Raw genomic sequence first — 20,540 nt, 5'->3', positions numbered from 1 at the left:
TCCGGTCTCCGGGCTATAACCGTGTCGAAATATCGATGGACCAACTACTTTCTCGTGGACGAATCCGGACCTGACGATCGTTCGTGTCAGGGACGGATGCGGTTCGTCATGGCTGCGTGTGGGCGTCGACACGGACGGTCGTGGGCGAGAAGGAACAGCTTTAACGAGCCGAACGGCCGACCCTACACCAATGGGACTGGAGGAAGAGATCGAGGAGATCCGCGAGGAGATCGCCGAGACGCCCTACAACAAGTCCACGGAGGCACACATCGGGCGGCTGAAGGCGAAGCTCGCGGAGAAAAAGGAGAAACTGGAGAACCAGTCCTCGGCCGGCGGCGGACACGGCTATGCGGTCGAGAAACACGGCGATGCGACAGTCGCGCTCGTCGGCTTCCCGAGCGTCGGCAAGTCGACGCTCATCAACGCCCTCACGAACGCCGACAGCGAGACGGGTGCCTATGAGTTCACCACGCTCGATGTCAATCCCGGCATGCTCCAGTACCGGGGGGCGAACATCCAGATGCTCGACGTGCCCGGGTTGATCGAGGGGGCGGCGGGTGGTCGTGGCGGCGGGAAGGAAGTCCTCTCGGTCGTCCGCACGGCCGACCTGGTCGTCTTCGTGCTCTCCGTCTTCGAGATCGAACAGTACGACCGGTTGAGCGAGGAGCTGTATAACACCAACATCCGGATCGACACGGAGCCGCCGAACGTCAACGTCAGGAAAACCCACAAGGACGGTATTCAGGTGACGATGGGCGACGGCGTCGATCTCGATGAGGAGACGGTCAAGCAGGTCCTGCGGGAGTACGGCTACGTCAACGCGCAGGTGACGATCCCACATGACCTGACGATCGACGAACTCGTCGACGCGGTCATGGACAACCGGGTCTACCTCCCGTCGATGGTGACGATCAACAAGGCGGACCTCATCGATCGCGACTATCTTCCGACGGTGGAGGAGGAGCTCGAAAAACGGGATCTCGATCCCGACGAGGTCGTCTTCATTTCCGCCGAGGAGAACCGTGGCCTCGACGGGTTAAAGGAACGTCTTTGGAGCGAGTTGGGGCTCGTTCGCATCTACATGGACAAACCGGGCCGTGGCGTGGATTATGAGGAACCGCTCATCCTCTTCGAGGGCGACACCGTCGGCGACGCCTGTGAGAAACTCGGCGGCGAGTTGGACGAACGGTTCAAGTTCGCGCGGGTGACCGGCCCGAGCGCGAAACACGACGAACAGCAGGTCGGCAAGGGTCACGAACTCGCGGACGAGGACGTCCTGCGGATCGTCGCGCGAAAGTGATCCGCAGCACATGGCTGGTACCGAGAGACCGGGACGAGCTATTTTTCGTACCATGTCCCGATGATTGTGTGAATATGGAAGGAATTTTAACAGTGAACCGGTGAGATATTTATTTCTGTTACAGTTATATTATCGCTCTGAGAATCCCGTGCGGGGAATAAAATGTCAGCAGCAGAACAAGCGGTAGACAACGCGTCACAGCTCGAGGACCTCGGGTTCGCCGAATTCACAGCAAAGCTCATCAGTGAAGTGTTCGACGCGATCGTCTCATCGAACATTAGACAACAAGAGGCGTATGCGGAACTCCTCGAACGGGTGAGCCTCTCGGTACAGGAGTTCGAGACCGAGTCGGTGACCGACGCGGACGTCCGGGAGTTCCTCGCCGAACGGTTCCCGGGCGAGGATCCGGGAACGACCTCGTTCGTCGAGGGACACGAAGTGACAGCGGAGGAGGCGGACCGCGCCGGCCGACTGTTCGAGTCGGCGGCAGCGGATCCGGATCTCGATCTGTCGATCCCCGAAGAGGGGGAAACGCTCGATGAGGACGGCGTTGAGAATGTGGAGCGGTTGGCCAGTCGACGACTGGCGAGACGCCGACTCAACGCCCTTCAGGAGATGGTGGAGACGGGAGTCATCCGGACCGTCGTCGAGACCGGTCGCATAGAGACCCGTCTCGAGTTCACCACGTACGGTCGGGACACCAGCCGAAGATCCAGCAGCAGACAGCGGCGGACCTCCGCAGGGGCCAGCGTGAGGGCCGGCGGCGGGATCGGTCGTGTCTTCGGCATCTCGGGACGGGCGAATGCCAGCCGGATGACGGCCTCCTCGGTGAACCGGAGCAATACCGCTTACACGTCCGCACAGGTCGAGATCGGCGGGAAGGTCGAACTCAACCTCCGAGGGGACTACGTCCCGCTCAGAACACCGGAGGAGTGATCGGTGCCCGAAACAGCCACACTGATCGCGCGGCTGATCGACGACGCGGTCGACGGCGTGCGTGCAGCCGAAACGGAGATGGAGGCGTCGGCCAAGGAGCTAACCACCACGCTTGACCGGCCTCCCGAGGAGCTGGTCACCGATCGCGAGGTCGATGAGTTCCTTCGATCGGCCTATCCGGATCCCGCCGATCCAACACGGACACGCGTCCGGGTCGGGGCCGTATACCTCCCGAAGATGGCGACAGCGCTTCGTGACGCGGGGATCGACCCGGGCGATGTGCTCGACGTGGGGGATGGATCCTCGGAGACGGCTGGGCAGATCGGCACGTCGGTCAGGGAGTATGCCGGAACGGCTGTCACTCGAGGTGCCGACGCCGGGCTCGAATCCCTGCTCCACGGGGCCACGAAGCGATCGTTGGATTTCCCGGTCACGGACACGGTCATCGACGACCGGCGGATACATACGGGCGATGATGATCATGCGGACGGGCCGGTCGCGGAGCTCCCCGGGGCCTCGTCGGACGTGCTCGAATTCGCTGCGGACCGGGAGATGCGGGTCCCAGTCCTCACCGAGCGGGCAGTCAACCGGATCAGACGGGCGGCCGCACACGAGCTCGGGAAGCAACGACGGGAGACGATCGCGGGGATGGTAAAAAACGGCCTGCCCCGGGCGGTCACGGAGACGATGGACCTCTCGATGAAGGTCGCCTTCGACGAGCGGCTCCATACGGCCGTGCCGGACTATCGCGAAGCGGATGTCGGGACCGTCCCGGAGGCGATCGGGAGCATTGACATGCGGCTACGGTTCGATCGGAGGGAATGAACCGTGGAGTACGCCGAACTCATGTCGCGGGTCCAAGCGAGCCTGCAGCGTGGCGTCGAAACCGTCGAGCGATCGAGGCTCGATCGGGAGGGCGAGACGCGCGTGTATCTCTCGGTCGAGAGCGTCGACGTGGAGATCCCGGTTCGCCCGGAGACACAGGCCGGGACGGAGGCGATCCGACAGTCGGAATCGGACGCGGGCGATCTCGACGAACTCGGCGTGACCCCGGGCGAGGGGGACGGCCGGTTGCGGTTCTCGTTCGTTCCCTCGAAGGTGGGGGAACTCGATCCCTCACCCCGGCTGCCGCTCAGTTATCTCCAAGGGATCGGGGAGGCGACCGCGGAACGGCTCCGGCGGGCCGGGGTCGAGGACGTCCGGGATCTCGCACGCCGGGACCCGCGGGCGGTCGCCGTCGAAACCGGCCTGTCGGAGGCGCGCACAAAGCGGTTCATCGACATGGCCCGGCACGTCAAACTCGGCGCCGACAGCCAGCTCGCGGAGGCCCTTGTCAGATTAAATATCGATCGTCGAACGCTCGCGGCGACGCCCGGTGAGGAGCTTAAGCGGACGGTGCGTGAGGCCGAACAGAAAGGTGAACTGTCGTTGCCGCAGCAGTATCGGATCGACGACTCGATGCTCGATGCCGTGATGCACCGCGCAGAACGGACGAGCGTGCTCAGCGGTGACGTTCCCGAGCGCGTGTTGGAACACGGTGCAGTCCGTGAATCCCTCCAAACGGAACGCTTCGAAGACCAGAACCAAAGCACCGAGTGAACGTCCGGAGGCGTTCCGTCGTCGAACGAGCTAAACCGGCCGAGACCCGAGAGGGGTTTATGTCGGACGTCGACCGTCGAGCGGATCTGAACGCCGACAGCCGGACGGATCCGGGCGGAGCAGTCCGAGCGGAAGGTACCGAAGGTGGCGGCGAGGATGACTCCAAGACCCCGAGTGTGAGTTCGCTCCCGGCCTTCGTGGCGGTGCTCGCGTTGCTGGCGGTCCCGATGACGGTGGTGCCGTCGGGAACCGGGGATCTCACCCTCGTCAGCCTGTGGGGATTTATCAACACCGGATCGGTGGACCCGACCGTTGGGTTCTCCATCTACCCGGTGTGGGACTACTTCGGCGATCAGCCGCGACCGTTTGCGACGCTTCCCGCGTCGATTCAGGCGTGGCCGCTGGCGCTCGCTTTCCACCTCCTCGCGGTCGCGAGCGCTGGGACGGGTCGGCTGTTCGGGAGGGAGGACCGGCGGGTGACGGGTGGGTTGATCGTCCTCGGCGCGCTCGCGACGCTCTGGGTAACCGTAGGCGTCGCCTCGCGGTTCGGCGCCGGCAACGTGATGGGGATATTCAGCGTGCTTCCGGTGTCGACGGTCGCGAGCCTCGCGGTCGTGATCGCCGTGTACCGCAACGATCTCCGGCGCATCTTCCGGTAGCGTCACAACCATCAGCGGACAAACAAACGACCGTCAGACGCGCGTACGACGGCGACACAACGGTTTTACCCCTCCCGTGAGTGCTCACGGTAACTAATGGGATCACTCACAGACCAACTCGCGAGCCTCGTCGAGGACGCCGACGTGGTGCTGTTGTTCTCGCCGTCGACCTCCTTTTATACCCGGTTCGAGGAGATGGGGTCGGCGGCTGTCGTGGTCGCTGCCGAGAACGCCGTCGACGCCGAGGAGTTCGTGGAGCTGCCGCTCCCGTTCGAGAACGTTCGCGACCGGATCCGCTTCGGCATCGAGGGCGCGATGGACGCCGACTTGGTCGACGAGGGCGACGAGGTCGTCTGTGTCGTCTCCATCTTCGGTGACGCCACCGACGCCGTGGTGCGTGTGGGCGTCGACTCGACGATCCATACCGGGATCTACGACCTCTTCGTTAACTCCCGGGCGGACCCCGGCGTCATCCGGGACGTCTTTGAGGTCGCCATCGAGTTGGGACAGAAGGGACAGAAGGGGAAGCCGGTCGGCGCGTTGTTCGTCGTCGGCGACGCGGGCAAGGTGATGAACAAGTCCCGCTCGCTTTCGTACAACCCGTTCGAGAAATCACACGTCTACGTCGGCGATCCCATCGTCAACGTGATGTTAAAGGAGTTCTCGCGGCTCGACGGCGCGTTCATCGTCTCGGACTCGGGAAAGATCGTCTCGGCGTACCGCTATCTCGAACCGGCCGCGGAGGGGGTGGACATCCCGAAGGGGCTCGGGGCCCGTCACATGGCCGGCGGGGCGATCACCCGCGACACCAACGCCATCGCGATCGTGCTCTCGGAGTCCGACGGGCTCGTCCGGGCTTTTAAAGGCGGAAGGCTTATTCTCGAGGTCGACCCGGAGGAGTACTGAGATGACGGGGTGTGCGTCATGGGTCGCCATCCTCCCCGCGGTAAGCAATGACCTCGGTGCCGCCTCGGTTCCCTCTTCGGCCGCCAGCGACGTTCTCGGTGCGGTTCCCGAACGGCTCTGGGTGGCGCTTCTCGTACTGGTGTTGGGGCTCGTATCGGCGGTCATCGTCGGGATACTCAGCCGTCGGCTCCTCACGCGAGCTGGCGTGCCGGAAGCGATAGAGGGGACGGCGTTCGAGCGGACCGCCCGCGAGTTCGACACCTCGACGGTCGCCATTATCGCAAAACTCTCCGCGTACTTCATCGTCGCCGTGGCGGTCGTCGTCGCGCTCACGGTCGCCGAGGTCGATTTCGTCGACCGATTTTGGGAGAACGTCGCCACGTTCGTTCCCCGACTGTTCATCGCGTTGCTCGTGATCATCGTCGGAATCGTCGTCGGCGACAAGGCCGAACTGCTCGTCGCCGAGCGGCTTCGTGGGGTGAAACTCCCCGAGGTCGGGTTGTTGCCGACCATCGTGAAATACAGCATCGTCTACGTGGCGGCGTTGCTCGCACTCGGACAGGTCGGCGTGGAGACGCTCGCGCTCATCATCCTGCTCGCCGCGTACGCGCTCGCGGTCGTCGTTCTCCTCGCGCTCGCGACGAAGGACCTGCTCGCGGCCGCCGCCGCCGGACTGTTTCTCCTTCTCAGACAGCCGTACGGGATCGGCGACGAGGTGCGGGTCGCCGGCCAGCGCGGGATCGTCCAGGAGGTCGACCTGTTCGTCACCCGGATCGAGACCGACGGCGAGGAACACATTCTCCCGAATCACGCCGTCTTCCGTGACGGGATCGTTCGGATACGCGAGTGACGCAAAAACGAGCCCGTGACCGATCTCCAACCCGATCCGCGGGTTTGGGGGCGACTCGCCGTCGGGCATGACCGATAAGCGCCGGTTCCTCAGGCGCAACCGATCGGCGTCGGTTCCTCAGGCGCAACCGATCAGCGCCGATTTCTCGAGCATGACCGTTCAGCGACGGGCCGTCTCGACGAGCGAGCGGACCAACGTGCGCTCGACGCTGCGAAGCCGCTGTGAGATCGCCGAGTTCGTGACGCCGAACTCCTCGCTGAGTTCCGAGAGCGACGTGGCCTGGGGAACATCGTAGTAGCCCCGTTCGACGGCGGTCACGGCCGTCTCGACCTGTCGTTCGGTGAGACCGTTGACGGGGATCGAACAGGGGATCGAGTCGTCCTGTGTGACGCAGTCGACGGACACGGACGCACCGACGGCATTCCCGAGACAGACGAGCAGCTCACGGGCCGCCTCCGGGTCCGACACCGAGAGGCTCATCCGGATGTGTTCCCCGTGTGAGGAGGCGGGATTGCCGGGATCGTGCGTCGGATGACCCTCACTCATCATGGTCGTTACCCTCGCTTTCGGCCGCAACCTCGGCAGTGACCCGGTCGACCAAGCGGACGATGGTGTCGACCGCCCACCGATGAAAGGCGACCTCGCTCGTCCGGTTGACGCGGTCACGAAGCGCCGGAAGCCAACCGAAGTGGACCTCGCGGAAGGCATGGTATTCAGCCGGGTCGCCGTTTTCGAGCAGCAGACCCGCATACTCCAACTCCAGCGCGAGGTGGTCGGCGGGGTAGGCGTCGGGTGTGTCGATCCCCGCGGCGTCGTATCGACGGCGCATGTCGTGTGCGGGCGGACCGGAAAGCAGTCCACGCTCCGTTCCGTCCCACCAGGGCTCGTAGACGGACTCCGCCGGCGGCGCGTAGGCGTCACCGTCGAACCCCTCGAAGGTCCGGAGATACGCCTCCCGCGGTCGGTCCGGAAGGGACGGTCGATCGAGGTCGAGTCCCACCGCCGCCGCCCTATCGAGGATCCGATCGATCAACTCGCCGGAGCGGATCGCCTCGACCGTCGCATCGTCCGGATGGGCGACACAGCGTGCGAGCAGGGTATGGAGCTCCACGATCGGCTCGCTCGGCATGGACCCGTCCGGGCCGCCGTCGGAGACCGGTTGACGCTCGGGTTTGACCCCCGTCATGCGACGACCACCACCGGGTGTTGTTCGGCCGCGAGCAGGAACAGGATCCGCATCACGAGCCCGCTCACGGTGAGCAGTCCGAACGACCCGATGAGGAGCGGGCCGCCGACACGTTCGACCGGCTCGGGAAGTCGCCCGAGGGCCGCGGCCGCACCGAGTACGACCCCAACGACCAACGCCACGGCGAGCCCGAGCGCGACGACGAGAACGCCGATCGCGAGCGTGCCCTCCGTGAGGGCGCTGTAGGAGGCGGTCGCCGCCATGCCGCCGGCGGCGACCTCGCCCCATCCAATGCCCGCGATCAGCAGGCTCACCCCGGAGAGGACGCCGACGGCGACCGCGTAGCCGCCCGCGAGCCGGCCGATCTCGCGCTCGAAGAGCAGGGTAACCGCGAGGGTGAGCCCGACGCCCGCGGCGACGCCGCTGGTCAGGAACAGCGCCGGCACGATGACCGGCTCGTTCCACAGCGGCACCGTCTCGACGATGGCCAGCTCGAAGCCGGTGTAGATCGTCGCGACGGCGAAAAGGACCCCGACCGCATGGAGCGCGACGAGCGCACCCGTCGGCGGACGGACGCGATCGACGAGCCGGTCGACCGTCGGAAGGACCCCCACCTTCGCGACGACCGCCCGGGGCCACAGGCTTCGTCCGTCGCCGTCGCCCGCGTCGGCCGCATCCTCTCCAAACAGCGCGAGGACGAGACAGAGCGTGGCGATCACCGAGAGGATCACGAGGATCCAGGTGCCGATCGTGATCCACGAGGAGAAGTTTGTGAGGTAGATCGGGAACAACAGCGCCCGATAGACGACCGCGAGGTGCGACATGACCGCGAGCCCGGCGCCCGCGGCGCTGACGACCGCGATCAGGAACCCCCAGCGGATCAGCTCCGGTTCCAGCCGGCCACCCCCGCCACCCAGGGTGCGGCGGAACCACGCGGACGCGCCGGCGAGGTAGGCGCCACCGGCGACGACCGCGAGATAGAGGTACACCGGGATCGACAGGTCCCAGTAGTCGGCCGGGAGCCACCGGAAGCCGACGAACGTCTCCAGCGCGATGAGTGAGCTCGTCATCGTGATCACCCGTTGAGCCAGTCGGAGGCGCCGCCGTCGGCGTCGCTCCCGCCGGCCGGAACGGCGGCCGCGCCCTCGTCGTTCGCGTCGATCGATGCATCAGCGACGTCATCCATCCCGGCCGCCGAGTCCTCGTCCATCGGCTCCACGATCACCCGGGAGTTGTACGCGCCGTTCTCGAAGCGTCGGGCGGCCGTCTCGGACGCCTCCGCCATGACCTCGCTCACGGGGCCAGCCTTGATCGCCTCGCCGACGCAGTTGTCGACACAGGACGGCTTGAGCCCGCCGTCCTCCGGCTTCTGTTTGGGCGGTTTCCCGTGGCCGCTTCCCGGCCCCTCGCCGAGACACATGTTACACTTCGACATGAGCCCCTCGTCGTCGTAGGTCGGCGCGCCGTACGGACAGGCCCACGCACAGTAGTGACAGCCGATACAGCGGTCCCGGTTGACCGTCACGAGCCCGTCCTCCTCACGTTTCACGATGGCGTCCGGCGGGCACACCTGCTCACAGGGGGCGTCGTGACAGTGCATACACGACATCGACACCGGCAGCTCCTGGAAATCCGGGTACTCCCCGCGTTCGAGGTGGGTCACGGTCCGCCAGTCGTCCTCGTCGGCGTCGCGGTCGTGACGCTGGTTACACGCGATCGAGCAGGCGTGACACCCGATACAGCGGTTCGGGTCGAAGTAGAACATCCATTGTTCGCTCATGCCCCGTCACCCCCGTTGGCGTGAACCTCGATCGGAATGTGCCGGTCCGGCTGTGATGAGAGCGGGTCGACGCCCTCGGTGTGTAGCATCATCGTGTTGAATCCCTCCTCGTGTGGGACCCCCTCGCCGAAGCCGAACTCGGCGGTGAGGAAGCCGGGAGGCGTCCGCTCGCTCACGTACGCCATCAACTCCCCGGCCCCGTCGGCCGACTCGACCGTGACCATGTCGCCGGTCTCGATCCCGCGGGGGTCCGCGTCCGCCGGGTTGATCGTGAGGTAGTTCCCCTCGTAGTCGGCCGACTGCAGGCCGTGTCTCGCCGCGTACTGTGATCGCTGCTGTGAGAGCGGCTGGTCCGCGCCGAACGCGAAGAACACCGAGCGGGTGTCATAGAAGTGCAGCGGGTACTCCTCGTCGGGCAGCTCGCCGAGCGTCCCCGGCGGGAGCCACTGCGGCCCGGTCTCCAGCTCCACGCCTTCCATCTCCTCGACCTCCTCGAGCGATCTGACGTAGGCGTCCATCTCGTCGAGGTCGAACTGGAACGCGTTCGTCGGCGTGCCGAAGCCGTTCTCGCGCCACGCTTCGTAACCGAACTCCTCCAAGATGACGTAGTTCTGTTCGGCGATCTCCTCGAAGGAGTACTCGACGTTCGCGAGCATGTCCTCGTTGTATTCGGCCTCGCTCTCCCACGGGATGTACTCGCCCCAGCCCATCTCCTCGGCGATCCCCCGCAGGATCTGGAAGCCGGGCTTCGAGTCGCCGAGCGGTTCGACCGCCGCCTCCGAGGCGGTCATCCAGCGCCGGTCGTGGTAGGCGCTCCAGGCGGGTGCGTAGTCGATCAAGGTGTCCTTTTCGAGCTGGATCGCCTCGGGGAACACCACGTCCGCGCGGCGGGTGAGTTCGCTCCAGTACGCGTCGACGGTGATGACGAGGTCCATCTCGTCCAAGGCGTTCATCCACGCCTCGCTGTTCCCGTCGTTGATCGGGTTGTCGTAGTGGGTGTAGATCCCCCGAATATGACCGTTCTCGACCATCTCCGGGACGATGTTGTGGCCGATCCCCGTGGTGTGTCTGTACGGCTGGTCGGCGTACTCATCGTACTTCCGCAGCGCGGGGGTCTCGTCTGCCGCGTTGTTCGGGAGGTCGATATCCCGAACCTCGAACGGGTCCGAGAAGGGCGGCCCCTGCCAGAGACGAAGCCCACCCGGTCGGTCGATGTTGCCGACGAGCCCGTTGAGCGCGAAGACGTTCTGTGAGGCCTTCTGGGACTCCGCGTATTGGCCGACGCCGGTCCACAGGGCGATGCCGGCGGCGGGTGCTGCCTCCGCGAACCCGATGGCGATCTCGCGGATCAACTCGGCGTCGATGCCGGTGATCTCCGCGGCCCACTCCGGCGTCTTGTCGGCGACCGCCTCCTCGTAGGTATCGAACCCGTGGGTCCACTCCTGGATGAACTCCTCGTCGTGGAGCCCCTCCTCGATGATGACGTGTGCCATCGCGAGCGCGAGCGCCCCGTCCGTCCGCGGTTCGATCGGCAGCCAGTGGTCCGCCTTCTGGGCGGTCGGCGTGTGTCGGGGGTCGATGACGACGAGCGTCGCACCGTTATCGAGCGCCTCGAGGACGCCCTTCGGCTCCCACTGTCCCGCGAACGACTCGAAGATGTTGCGTCCCCACGCGATGATGTACTCGGAGTTCTGGTAGTCGACGAACCGCATGTCCGCGCCGACGCCCATCAGGTTCCCGCTGAGGTGGGCCCCGCCGAAACAGACGTGTCGGCCGCGGCCGATCCGCTCGGGCGTGCCGTAGAGGTCACGCCAGACGACCTCGTGGAGGTCCGTCGTCGTCCAGCTCGCGGCGTCGAGGAACGTCTCCGGACCGTGCGTCTCGGCGAGGTCGCGGAGTTTGTCGGCCGTGTACGCGAATGCCTCGTCCCAGTCGACCTCCTGAAGCTCGCCGTCCTTGCGGACGTACGGCCGCGTGATGCGGTCGGGGTCGTGGGCCTTCTCCATCTCGCCGAGCCCCTTCGGACAGAGGGTGCCCTCCGTACCGGGGCCGGCGCTCCCGCGCGGGTGGCCATCGACGCCCGAGATGTCGACGATCGTCCCGTCGTTGACCTGCAGTTGCTGTCCGCAGGCGTGATGACACATCCAGCAGTTCCCGAAGGCGGTCTCCGCCTCCGCGAGCCGGCCCAGGTCACGGTCCGCGTCGCCCTCGATGAGGTCGACACAGCCGCTGAGTCCGGCGAGACCAACGGCCGCGCCGGTGGTTTTAAGCAGCGACCGTCGCGAGAGGTCCGGGCCGCCGCCCCGGCGTTCACCCATCGTCCTTCCCCTCCGGTGGGACGTATGCGTCCCCGAACTCGGCGGCGAGCCGGTCGGCGAACAGCTCGTGGAACTCCTCCTCGGTGAGGTCGCCGTCGGCGACCCGTCGCGCCGCCGCGCCGACCTCACGACCGAGCTCCTGATCGTACTGGCTGGGTTCCGGCGCGGTGCCGAGCGATGCAAGCGTTTCCAAGGGATCCGGGTTGTTTTGGGACATGTCGCTCACATATAAACGTACCACCCACACCGGCATGGGGTCCACGCTGGACTGATTAAGCCTTTATATACCTGTGACCGGTTGAGATGGGGCTAACGGGGGCAGGATTACGCCCATGATGAACCGGCTGCAAGGCGTTTCCGACCGTGGAACGAGTGATTAGGCGCGACCAGCCGCTGCCGAAGGTCGTAAGTGTTTAAATATGAACGATCCGGTTCGGCCCGGGACGACTAGCCGTCCAGACACCGACAGCCGCAATCCAGTTGGCCGAGGACGTTGCTCTCGGCCCGCTGGAGCCGCTGTGAGAGCGCGGAGGTCGAGATGTCGAGTTCCGCGGCCAGCTCCGAGAGCGCCACCTCGGACGATGGATCGTAGTAGCCGTGGTCCTGTGCGAGCGAGACGGCCTCGCGCTGTTTCGGCGTCAACGCAGAGAGGTCGACCGAGCACGATTCGGTACCGTCCGGCCCCTCCGTCGAGATGATCGATCGGACGGTCACGCTCGCACAGCGCCCCCGGATCTCGTTGACCAGCGCGGAGAGTGTCTCGACCGTGTCGAGACGGGTTTCGACGACGAAGGAGCCGTCGCCGGTCCGAAGAAACCGGGGGATACAGCCGTAGCGGGAGAACACGATCCCGGGACAGTGCTCACAGATCGGTTCGGAGAACTGTCGCGTCGACGAACAGGCGTCGCGGCACTCACGGACTTCGACCTCCCCGAGACAGCGACCCATCTGGTAGCGCACGTCGACGTCGATCACGTCGCCCTCGAAGTCGTCCAGCGGACAGGCACCGCCGCGCTCGACCTCGAGGACCGCCTGTACGCCCCGCTCATCGAACGACTCCCCCGGCTCGGTACATTCATCGGCCCCCGGATCGGCGGTCGAACGGGCGGCCTCCCGGCACCGATCCACCATCCCGCCCGCCGTGGGCCCGCCCGTCGCCGGGCCCGTATCGTTGCTTGACATGCGCTTACCTCGTTGTTCTCGCCCAACCCACATAATTCGCCGATCGATTCCCGCTCGCCGGGAATCATCGCGGCGACCGGACCGGAATACTATTGTACATAACAAGCAATATTAAGGGCATGATACGTCGCGGTCTCATCGCCCTCAAATCGAACCTGATCGTGATCGTTCTCGGGTCACTTTTCGCCGGCCTCGTCGTTGGACAGTTCATCACCGAAGACACGCGGACCCTCCTGTCGGCCGTCGTCGTCCCGGTCGTGTTTTTGATGGTCTACCCAATGATGATCACGATCGACGTGCGGGAGGTGCTGAAGGTTCGACACCACGCGCGGCCGGTCGGGCTGAGCCTGCTCGTCAACTTCGGGGTGGCCCCGCTTCTCGCGGTCGGGCTCGCGCGGCTCTTTTTCGGCGGGGACGTCTCCTTCGCGATCGGGCTCTACTTCATCGCGCTGATCCCGACCTCGGGGATGACCGCCGCCTGGACCGGGCTCGCGAACGGCGACCTGGAGTCGGCGCTCGTCGCGATGGCCGTCAACCTCCTCGTCGCGGTCGCCGTCCTTCCGATGTACCTCTCGCTGCTCGTTCCCGCGAGCGTCGGGTTCGACCCGACCACGCTCTACCGGCAGCTCGCCATCGTCGTCATCGCGCCCATGGTCGCCGGCGCGGTCACACGGCGGTTCCTGCTCCGACGGTACGGCGCCGACGGGTTCAAACGGCTCAAGCCGACCTTCGGTGGACTGAGCTCTTTGGGGGTGATGCTTATCGTCTTCATCGCGATGACGATGCGCTCGGAAAGCATCCTCGCGGACCCGCTCGCCTCGGCGCTCGTCGTCGTCCCGCTGGTCGCCTTTTATGCCGTCATCCTGATCGCGGGCGCGGCGCTCGGGAGGCTGCTGCTGTCCGACGCGCAGGGCGTCGCCCTGGTGTATGCGACCAGTATGCGGAACCTCTCCATCGCGCTCGCGATCGTCGTCGCCGCCGACGCCATCCCCGAAACGGCCGTGCTGCCCATCGCGTTAGCGTACGTGATCCAGCCGCCGCTCGGCGCCTTTTATATGCAGTACCGTCGCGACGTCGTCGACGAAGGTCGCACCCTTCGGGAGGCGCTGGCGGCGCGGCGGTGAGCAGGACCGAACGGGGTTTGTGGTGACCGACACCGTCCCATCCCTTCGGACCTTTTAAGCCCGCGACGGGCGCTGTGTGAAACAATGACCGACGACGATCAGGAACTCGGGATCACCGAATCCAAATCACACAACACCGGCGAGTGGTACGCCGAGGTCGTACGGAAGGCGGGGCTGGCAGACTACGGCCCGGAGGGAATGAGCGGCTTCATCGTTACCCGCCCGCGTGCGTATGCGGTCTGGGAGCGACTCCAGTCGTTCCTCGACGCGAAGTTCAAATCGACGGGCGTCCAGAACGCCTACTTCCCGCTTTTCATCCCCGAGTCGTATCTCGAACGCGAAAAGGAGATCGTCGAGGGGTTCGACCCCGAGGTCGCGTGGGTGAGCGAGGCGGGCACGAAGGAGTTGGAGGAGCGGCTGGCGGTGCGGCCGACCTCCGAGTCGATCATCACCCCCTACATCAGCGGCTGGGTTCGCAGCCACCGCGACCTCCCGCTGCGGGTGAACCAGTGGTGTTCGGTCGTGCGATGGGAGGCGACGGAGACGAAGCCGTTCTTCCGAACGAAGGAGTTCCTCTGGCAGGAGGGTCACACCGCGCACGCGACCCACGAGGACGCGTGGGAGGAGACGCTCACCCGCCTCGATCAGTACGAGTCGGTGTATGAGGACCTCCTCGCGCTCCCCGTCCTCCGCGGGCAGAAGCCCGATCACGACAAGTTCCCCGGCGCACACACGACGACGACCGTCGAGGCGCTGATGCCGGACGGGAAGTCCGTACAGGGCGCCACCTCACACCACCTCGGCCAGTCGTTCGCGGAGGCGTTCGACATCACCTACGCCGACGAGGACGAGGAGGAGCGGCTCGCACACACCACCTCGTGGGGGCTCTCGTGGCGCGCGCTCGGCGCGTTGATCATGACGCACTCGGACGAACAGGGCCTCGTGTTGCCGCCGACGGTCGCCCCGGAGCAGGTCGTCATCGTTCCCATCTGGCAGGAGGAGACGAAGGATGAGGTGCTCTCGTACGCCGAGGACATCGCCGAGGAGCTGTCCGACGCCGGCGTCCGTGTCGAGCTCGACGACCGCGACGAGCGCAATCCGGGGTTCAAGTTCAACGATCACGAGCTCCACGGCGTCCCGCTGCGGATCGAGATCGGTCCCCACGAGGTGGCGGACGGCGAGTTGACGCTCGTGCATCGCCCCGACGGCGAGAGCGTCGTCGCGGATCGCGAGGGGATCGTCGGGACGGTCGAGGAGCACCTCGAAACGATCTACGCCAAACTCTACGCCGCCGCCGAGGAGACGCTGGACGGCGCGGTACGCGAGGCCGACGATCGCGCCTCGATCCTCGGGACGCTCGGCCAGCACGGCGGCTACGTGACCGCGCCGTGGTGTGGCGAGGAGGCTTGTGAGGAGCCGATCAAGGAGGCGATGGCCGCGGAGATCGTCATGGTCCCCTTCGAGGACGACGACCCGCTCGTGGACGAAGGACACGACGAAACCTGCGCCATCTGTGAGGAACCCGCAACCCGGACGGCGTACTTCGCGAAGACGTACTGAGGACGGTCCCCCGGGCCGTACTGAGGTCCGTCTTCGGTGACACGCTGAGGTCCGTTTGCTGGGACGTTCGGGAGCCTCCGGACGGATGCACGGAGTAGGTCGATCCCGAGCCGATGATGGATTTCGTCAGGTGTTTACTTATATTTCTTTTTGAGGAAATTTCGATCGTCGAGAGGATGCTTTTAAACCTTTTTGGGCTTCTTTTCGGTTTATTATAGATCGTTTGTTTACTGTGTTAAAGAACCACAACCCCTTATGAATAATGACCTTATATTCCCTAATGTGTGGTCAATGGATCCTACCCCTATCAGGAACAGGAATTTATATACCCTATTCTCATTACCACCTATGACCACGCCACGGAGTACCACCCGCGATCCTGCGCGTGCCGGATCGTCGGGACATGAAAGGGGGCTTGCAGCCCCGGACGACGACCGCTCGAACTGTGGGATCGGCGGGATCGTCGACCTCGATGGGGAGCCCACCCATCGGACGGTGACGGATGCGGTACAGCTGCTCGAAAACCTCGAACACCGCGGCACGACCGGCGCGGAACCGAACACCGGCGACGGCGCCGGGATCATGGTCGCCCGCCCCGACGAGTTCTTCGATGCGGTCGTCGAGGCCGACCTGCCCGCGGAGTACGCCGTCGGTGCCGTCTTTATGCCGACCGAACCGATGGTACAGGCGGAGATCCACGACGTGATCGCGGAGGTCTTCGCGGTCTACGGCCTGGAGGTGTTGGAATGGCGGGACGTTCCTACCGGGGACGCCGACCTCGGCGCGACCGCCCGCGACTCCGAACCCGAGATCAAACAGCTGTTCGTCGCGCCGGTCGAAGGGGCGGGCTTAGCCCAGCGATTCGGCGACGGCGCTCCCGAGGACGTCGACCCGGCGATCCTCGGCTTCGACCGGGCCCTGTACGCCGCCCGTCGCGAGATCGAGAACACGGTCGCGGACATCTCCGGTGCCGGGCGATTTTACGTCTGCTCGCTCGACCGCCAGCGCGTCGTTTATAAAGGTCTGCTGAAGGGGTCACAGCTCGCCGACTACTTCACCGACCTCACCGACGAGCGGTTTAAAAGCCACGTCGCGTTGGTACACGCCCGATTCTCGACGAACACGCTCGGCGCGTGGCACCTCGCACACCCGTACCGCAACATCGTCCACAACGGCGAGTTCAACACGATCCGTGGGAACGTCAACTGGATGCGCGCCCGCGAGAACGACCTCGAACATCCCGCCTTCGGCCCCGAGATCGAGACGCTTGAGCCGATCATCAACGACCCGAACCAATCGGACACCGCGAGCGTCGACAACGCGCTCGAACTCCTCTTACAGACCGGCCGCGACCTCCCGCACGCGCTCCGGATGCTCGTCCCCGAGGCGTTCCGTGGCGACGACCTGATGGATGAAGACCGCCGTGACTTCTACGACTACCACGCCTCGCTCGTCGAGCCGTGGGACGGCCCCGCGCTGGTGATCGGCTTCGACGGCGACCGCGTCGCCGGCGTGCTCGACCGCAACGGGCTCCGGCCGTGTCGATACGAGGTAACCGCCGACAACCGGCTGATCGTCGGCAGCGAGGTCGGCGCGCTCCCCACCGATTCCGCCGAGGTGACCCTTCGCGGCCGCCTGCGCCCGGGCGAGATCTTCGTCGCCGATCCGGAGGAGGGGCGTATCGTCCCCGACGAGGACGTCTTCGACGAACTCACCGACGAGCGATACGGCGAGTGGGTCGAGGAGCACCAGGCCGCCCTCGACGAACTCGTCCCCGAGGACGACGGGGTCGCGGCCGGCTTCGGCGACCTCGATGACGACCTGACGGCGATCGAAGACGCCGACGGCGACGCGGCGGCCGCAAGCGAGGCGGATGAAGCGGCGGCATCGGACGCGCCGACCGTCCGTGCCCATCAGGTCGCGTTCGGCTACACCACCGACTCGTTGAATCACCTCGTCGAGCCGATGTCGGAGTCGGGCAAGGACCCCGTCGGTTCGATGGGCGACGACACGCCGCTGTCGGTGCTCGCCGACGTGGACCGCCCCCTGTTTTCGTATTTCAAACAGCTCTTCGCTCAGGTGTCGAACCCGCCGATCGACTACATCCGCGAGGAGCTCGTCACCTCCCTCGAATCGCGGATCGGCAACCAGCGAAACCTCCTCGGTGAGACCCCCGAGCACGCCCGGCAGATCGTCGCCGACTCACCCGTGCTCACCGACGCGCAGACGGCGGCGTTGAAAGACCTCACGGGCAGCGAGGTCGGGTTCGACGCCGAAACGATCGACATCACCTACCACCACGACGGCTCCCTCGAGGACGCGGTGAGCCGGGTCCGTGCGGAGGCCGCTGACGCCATCGAGGACGGCGCTGATGTCATCGTCCTCTCGGATCGGGCCGTCGGACCGGACCGCCTCGCGATCCCCAGCCTACTCGTCACCGGGGCCGTCCACCACCACCTCGTCAGACACGGCCTCCGGAACCGTGCGGGGCTGATCGTCGAGTCCGCGGAGCCACACGAGGTACATCACCTCGCGACGCTCGTCGGCTACGGCGCCGACGGGGTGAACCCGTACCTCGCGTACGCCTCCATCGCCGACATCACCGCCGGTCCGGACGGCGCGGACGAGGCGGCGTCGATCGCGGCCTATCGGAAGGCGTTGGAGGACGGCCTCTTGAAGACGATGGCGAAGATGGGTATCTCGACGGTCGAGTCCTACCAGGGCGCACAGATCTTCGAGGCGGTCGGGCTCGACTCACACCTCGTCGCCGAGTACTTCGAGGGGACGGAGATCCGGACCGAGGGGATCGGGATCGAGGAGATCGAGGACGACCTCCGCACGCGACACGCGATGGCCTTCGGGGCCGATCCACAGCTTGAGACCATCGGCGAGTACGAGAACCGCTCCTCGGGCGTCCATCACGGCTGGAACCCGCAGACCGTCGGGACGCTCCAGCAGGCGGTCCGAAGCGGGGATTATGAGCGGTATCGGGAGTTCGCCGAGCTCGTGAACGACCAGTCGAAGACCCTTCAGACGCTGCGTGGCCTCCTGACGTTCGACTCCGACCGCGATCCGGTTCCGATCGATGAGGTGCAGCCGGTCGAGGAGATCGTGAAACGCTTCTCGACGGCCGCGATGAGCCTCGGAAGCCTCTCGCCGGAGGCACACGAGAACAACGCCATCGCGATGAACCGTCTCGGGGCGAAATCGAACACCGGCGAGGGCGGCGAGCCGCCCGAGCGGTTCAACACCGAAAAGGAGTGTAACGTCAAGCAGGTCGCCTCCGGTCGCTTCGGCGTCACCGCCGAGTATCTCGCGAGCGCCGAGGAGCTGCAGATCAAGATGGCGCAGGGCTCGAAGCCGGGCGAGGGCGGCCATCTCCCCGGCGGCAAGGTCAACGAGATGATCGCCCACGTCCGGTGTTCGACCCCCGGCGTCGGGCTCATCTCGCCGCCGCCACAACACGACATCTACTCGATCGAGGACCTCAAACAGCTGATCTTCGATCTGAAAGCCGCCAACGTCGACGCCGACATCAACGTGAAGCTCGTCTCCGAGGCGGGGATCGGGACGATCGCCGCCGGCGTCGCGAAGGCGAACGCCGACGTCGTCCACGTCTCCGGCCACTCCGGTGGGACGGGCGCATCGCCGAAAACCTCGATCAAGAACGCCGGACTGCCGTGGGAACTCGGGCTGGCAGAGACGAACCAGATGCTCCGAGCCACGGGCTTACGGGATCGGATCCGCGTCGCCTCCGACGGCGGCATGAAGACGGGCCGGGACGTCGCGGTGGCGGCCGCTCTCGGTGCCGAGGAGTACGTCTTCGGGACGGCCTCGCTCGTCACCTCCGGGTGCGTGATGGCGCGACAGTGTCACAACAACACCTGTCCGGTCGGGGTCGCGACCCAGCGTGAGGACCTCCGAAAGCGCTTCCCGGGCGAGCCGGATCACGTCATCAACTACATGACCTTCATCGCCCAGGAGCTTCGCGAGATCATGGCGGAGCTCGGATACACCGAACTCGAGGAGCTCATCGGGCGGCCCGACCTGCTCACCCAGCGCGCGACCGACCACGAGAAGGCGAGACATCTCGACCTCTCGGCGGTTATCGCGGACCCCGCGGGCGAGATGCGCACGAAGACCCGCGAGCAGGATCACCCCGGCATCGACGAGCTGCTGGATTGGGACCTCATCGCCGAGGCGGCCGACGGCATCGTCGACGGCGCACCCGTCGCGTTGACTCACGACATCGCGAACGTCGACCGTGCCGTCGGCGCCGCGCTCTCGAACCGGGTGGTCTCCGAACGCGGCGGCAACGAGCTGCCGGAGGACACGATCACCTGCCGGTTCGACGGCTACGCCGGCCAGAGCTTCGGCGCGTTCCTCGCCTCGGGGATCACCTTCGAGCTCTCGGGGGCGGCGAACGACTACGTGGGCAAGGGCCTCTCGGGCGGCCGGATCGTGATCGACACGCCCGCCGACGCCGGCTACGATCCGACAGAGAACGTCGTCGCCGGAAACGTCTGTCTCTACGGCGCGACCGCCGGCGAGATGTACGTCAACGGCGTCGTCGGCGAGCGGTTCGGCGTCCGCAACTCGGGCGTGAAAGCGGTCGTCGAGGGGGTCGGCGATCACGGCTGTGAGTACATGACCGGCGGGGTCGTCGCCGTCCTCGGCGATACGGGCCGAAACTTCGCCGCGGGGATGTCCGGCGGCGTCGCCTACGTCTACGATCCGGACGACCGGCTGGATGCCCGTCTGAACCGTGGGATGGTTACCCTCTCCGAGGAGTTGGAGGACGCGGACCGGACGATGCTTCGCCGACTCGTCGAGAACCACCGCGCCTACACCGGTAGCGAGCGGGCAGCCGAGCTGCTCGCCGACTGGGAGGAAGCCGTCGGGGACTTCGTCCGCGTCTTCCCCGATGCCTACGCGGAGGTGATCGCCGAGGGTCGGGGCGCGGACGTCCGCGATGACCTGCCGACCGCCGCCGAAGCGGCCCCGGACGTGGCCACGGACGCAACCGAAAGCGTCTCAAGCGACGACTGATCCGACCGGTCGAGACCGACTCAGTTTTTTGATCGACCGGCCGTGGTTCCGGAACGACAAACACGAAGTGGGTCGCTCGCGTCGCTCGCGT

At 65.8% G+C, this 20,540-nt stretch carries 17 protein-coding genes; 10 read left to right on the top strand and 7 right to left on the bottom strand.

Annotated elements, in window-relative coordinates; translation table 11 throughout:
* Window positions 1-190: 190 nt before the first annotated feature.
* The 7 genes from CHB65_RS09345 to CHB65_RS09315 all read left to right on the top strand — a co-directional run bounded on the left by CHB65_RS09345 (window position 191) and on the right by CHB65_RS09315 (window position 6,250).
* Entirely contained in the window at window positions 191-1,300 is a 1,110-nt protein-coding gene (locus tag CHB65_RS09345) for an OBG GTPase family GTP-binding protein (RefSeq protein ID WP_089384792.1), read from the top strand.
* A 162-nt stretch (window positions 1,301-1,462) separates the two neighbouring features.
* Complete coding sequence (locus CHB65_RS09340; protein ID WP_089384791.1) at window positions 1,463-2,236, top strand: hypothetical protein; 774 nt, start codon at window positions 1,463-1,465, stop codon at window positions 2,234-2,236.
* A 3-nt stretch (window positions 2,237-2,239) separates the two neighbouring features.
* Window positions 2,240-3,061 carry a hypothetical protein gene (locus CHB65_RS09335; protein WP_089384790.1) on the top strand — a complete coding sequence of 274 codons (822 nt, stop codon included), beginning with the start codon at window positions 2,240-2,242 and terminating at the stop codon, window positions 3,059-3,061.
* A gap of 3 nt (window positions 3,062-3,064) precedes the next feature.
* The gene (locus tag CHB65_RS09330; protein WP_089384789.1) at window positions 3,065-3,835 is read left to right on the top strand and encodes a helix-hairpin-helix domain-containing protein; all 771 of its coding nucleotides are present in this window, start codon (window positions 3,065-3,067) and stop codon (window positions 3,833-3,835) included.
* Between the two features lie 59 nt (window positions 3,836-3,894).
* Window positions 3,895-4,494: a TIGR04206 family protein gene (locus tag CHB65_RS09325; RefSeq protein WP_089384788.1), complete on the top strand. Its 600-nt coding sequence runs from the start codon at window positions 3,895-3,897 to the stop codon at window positions 4,492-4,494.
* Between the two features lie 96 nt (window positions 4,495-4,590).
* Entirely contained in the window at window positions 4,591-5,400 is an 810-nt protein-coding gene (gene dacZ, locus CHB65_RS09320) for a diadenylate cyclase DacZ (protein WP_089384787.1), read from the top strand.
* Window position 5,401: 1 nt separating this feature from the next.
* Complete coding sequence (locus CHB65_RS09315; protein WP_089384786.1) at window positions 5,402-6,250, top strand: mechanosensitive ion channel domain-containing protein; 849 nt, start codon at window positions 5,402-5,404, stop codon at window positions 6,248-6,250.
* A 159-nt stretch (window positions 6,251-6,409) separates the two neighbouring features.
* Here CHB65_RS09315 and CHB65_RS17425 read toward each other — a convergent pair whose 3' ends face one another.
* From CHB65_RS17425 to CHB65_RS09280, 7 genes are all read right to left on the bottom strand, one after another.
* Window positions 6,410-6,799 carry a helix-turn-helix domain-containing protein gene (locus CHB65_RS17425; RefSeq protein WP_218818934.1) on the bottom strand — a complete coding sequence of 130 codons (390 nt, stop codon included), beginning with the start codon at window positions 6,797-6,799 and terminating at the stop codon, window positions 6,410-6,412.
* Window positions 6,789-7,436, bottom strand: coding sequence for a TorD/DmsD family molecular chaperone (locus CHB65_RS09305; RefSeq protein WP_089384785.1), 648 nt, complete (start codon window positions 7,434-7,436; stop codon window positions 6,789-6,791). Before CHB65_RS09305 ends, CHB65_RS17425 begins: the two co-directional genes overlap by 11 nt.
* Entirely contained in the window at window positions 7,433-8,506 is a 1,074-nt protein-coding gene (locus CHB65_RS09300) for a polysulfide reductase NrfD family protein (protein WP_089384784.1), read from the bottom strand. Before CHB65_RS09300 ends, CHB65_RS09305 begins: the two co-directional genes overlap by 4 nt.
* A gap of 5 nt (window positions 8,507-8,511) precedes the next feature.
* Entirely contained in the window at window positions 8,512-9,216 is a 705-nt protein-coding gene (locus tag CHB65_RS09295; RefSeq protein ID WP_089384783.1) for a 4Fe-4S dicluster domain-containing protein, read from the bottom strand.
* Complete coding sequence (locus tag CHB65_RS09290; protein WP_089384782.1) at window positions 9,213-11,534, bottom strand: molybdopterin-containing oxidoreductase family protein; 2,322 nt, start codon at window positions 11,532-11,534, stop codon at window positions 9,213-9,215. Before CHB65_RS09290 ends, CHB65_RS09295 begins: the two co-directional genes overlap by 4 nt.
* The gene (locus CHB65_RS09285; RefSeq protein WP_089384781.1) at window positions 11,527-11,751 is read right to left on the bottom strand and encodes a 4Fe-4S ferredoxin N-terminal domain-containing protein; all 225 of its coding nucleotides are present in this window, start codon (window positions 11,749-11,751) and stop codon (window positions 11,527-11,529) included. Before CHB65_RS09285 ends, CHB65_RS09290 begins: the two co-directional genes overlap by 8 nt.
* A gap of 230 nt (window positions 11,752-11,981) precedes the next feature.
* A complete protein-coding gene (locus tag CHB65_RS09280) occupies window positions 11,982-12,716 on the bottom strand; it encodes a helix-turn-helix domain-containing protein (RefSeq protein ID WP_245809946.1) in 735 nt (244 codons plus the stop codon).
* 119 nt (window positions 12,717-12,835) lie between these two features.
* On the opposite strand from CHB65_RS09280, the gene CHB65_RS09275 reads away from it, so the two are divergent.
* The 3 genes from CHB65_RS09275 (at window position 12,836) to gltB (ending at window position 20,449) form a co-directional block, all read left to right on the top strand.
* Window positions 12,836-13,840: an arsenic resistance protein gene (locus tag CHB65_RS09275; RefSeq protein ID WP_089384780.1), complete on the top strand. Its 1,005-nt coding sequence runs from the start codon at window positions 12,836-12,838 to the stop codon at window positions 13,838-13,840.
* Between the two features lie 84 nt (window positions 13,841-13,924).
* On the top strand, window positions 13,925-15,400 hold the full coding sequence (gene proS, locus CHB65_RS09270; protein WP_089384779.1) for a proline--tRNA ligase: 1,476 nt from the start codon (window positions 13,925-13,927) through the stop codon (window positions 15,398-15,400).
* A 348-nt stretch (window positions 15,401-15,748) separates the two neighbouring features.
* Complete coding sequence (gene gltB / locus CHB65_RS09265) at window positions 15,749-20,449, top strand: glutamate synthase large subunit (RefSeq protein WP_089384778.1); 4,701 nt, start codon at window positions 15,749-15,751, stop codon at window positions 20,447-20,449.
* The last annotated feature ends 91 nt before the right edge of the window (window positions 20,450-20,540 follow it).

Source organism: Halorubrum vacuolatum (assembly GCF_900188065.1).
Taxonomy (GTDB): domain Archaea; phylum Halobacteriota; class Halobacteria; order Halobacteriales; family Haloferacaceae; genus Halorubrum; species Halorubrum vacuolatum.
The sequence above is the reverse complement of the archived record's forward strand: the minus strand, read 5'-3'. Positions and strand labels throughout refer to the sequence as shown.

Coding starts and splice junctions, on each gene's coding strand:
- CHB65_RS09345 (WP_089384792.1), top strand. CDS start 191: ATGGGACTGGAGGAAGAGATCGAGGAGATCCGCGAGGAGATCGCCGAG.
- CHB65_RS09340 (WP_089384791.1), top strand. CDS start 1,463: ATGTCAGCAGCAGAACAAGCGGTAGACAACGCGTCACAGCTCGAGGAC.
- CHB65_RS09325 (WP_089384788.1), top strand. CDS start 3,895: ATGTCGGACGTCGACCGTCGAGCGGATCTGAACGCCGACAGCCGGACG.
- dacZ (WP_089384787.1), top strand. CDS start 4,591: ATGGGATCACTCACAGACCAACTCGCGAGCCTCGTCGAGGACGCCGAC.
- CHB65_RS09315 (WP_089384786.1), top strand. CDS start 5,402: ATGACGGGGTGTGCGTCATGGGTCGCCATCCTCCCCGCGGTAAGCAAT.
- CHB65_RS17425 (WP_218818934.1), bottom strand. CDS start 6,799: ATGATGAGTGAGGGTCATCCGACGCACGATCCCGGCAATCCCGCCTCC.
- CHB65_RS09305 (WP_089384785.1), bottom strand. CDS start 7,436: ATGACGGGGGTCAAACCCGAGCGTCAACCGGTCTCCGACGGCGGCCCG.
- CHB65_RS09300 (WP_089384784.1), bottom strand. CDS start 8,506: ATGACGAGCTCACTCATCGCGCTGGAGACGTTCGTCGGCTTCCGGTGG.
- CHB65_RS09295 (WP_089384783.1), bottom strand. CDS start 9,216: ATGAGCGAACAATGGATGTTCTACTTCGACCCGAACCGCTGTATCGGG.
- CHB65_RS09290 (WP_089384782.1), bottom strand. CDS start 11,534: ATGGGTGAACGCCGGGGCGGCGGCCCGGACCTCTCGCGACGGTCGCTG.
- CHB65_RS09285 (WP_089384781.1), bottom strand. CDS start 11,751: ATGTCCCAAAACAACCCGGATCCCTTGGAAACGCTTGCATCGCTCGGC.
- CHB65_RS09280 (WP_245809946.1), bottom strand. CDS start 12,716: ATGTCAAGCAACGATACGGGCCCGGCGACGGGCGGGCCCACGGCGGGC.
- CHB65_RS09275 (WP_089384780.1), top strand. CDS start 12,836: ATGATACGTCGCGGTCTCATCGCCCTCAAATCGAACCTGATCGTGATC.
- proS (WP_089384779.1), top strand. CDS start 13,925: ATGACCGACGACGATCAGGAACTCGGGATCACCGAATCCAAATCACAC.
- gltB (WP_089384778.1), top strand. CDS start 15,749: ATGACCACGCCACGGAGTACCACCCGCGATCCTGCGCGTGCCGGATCG.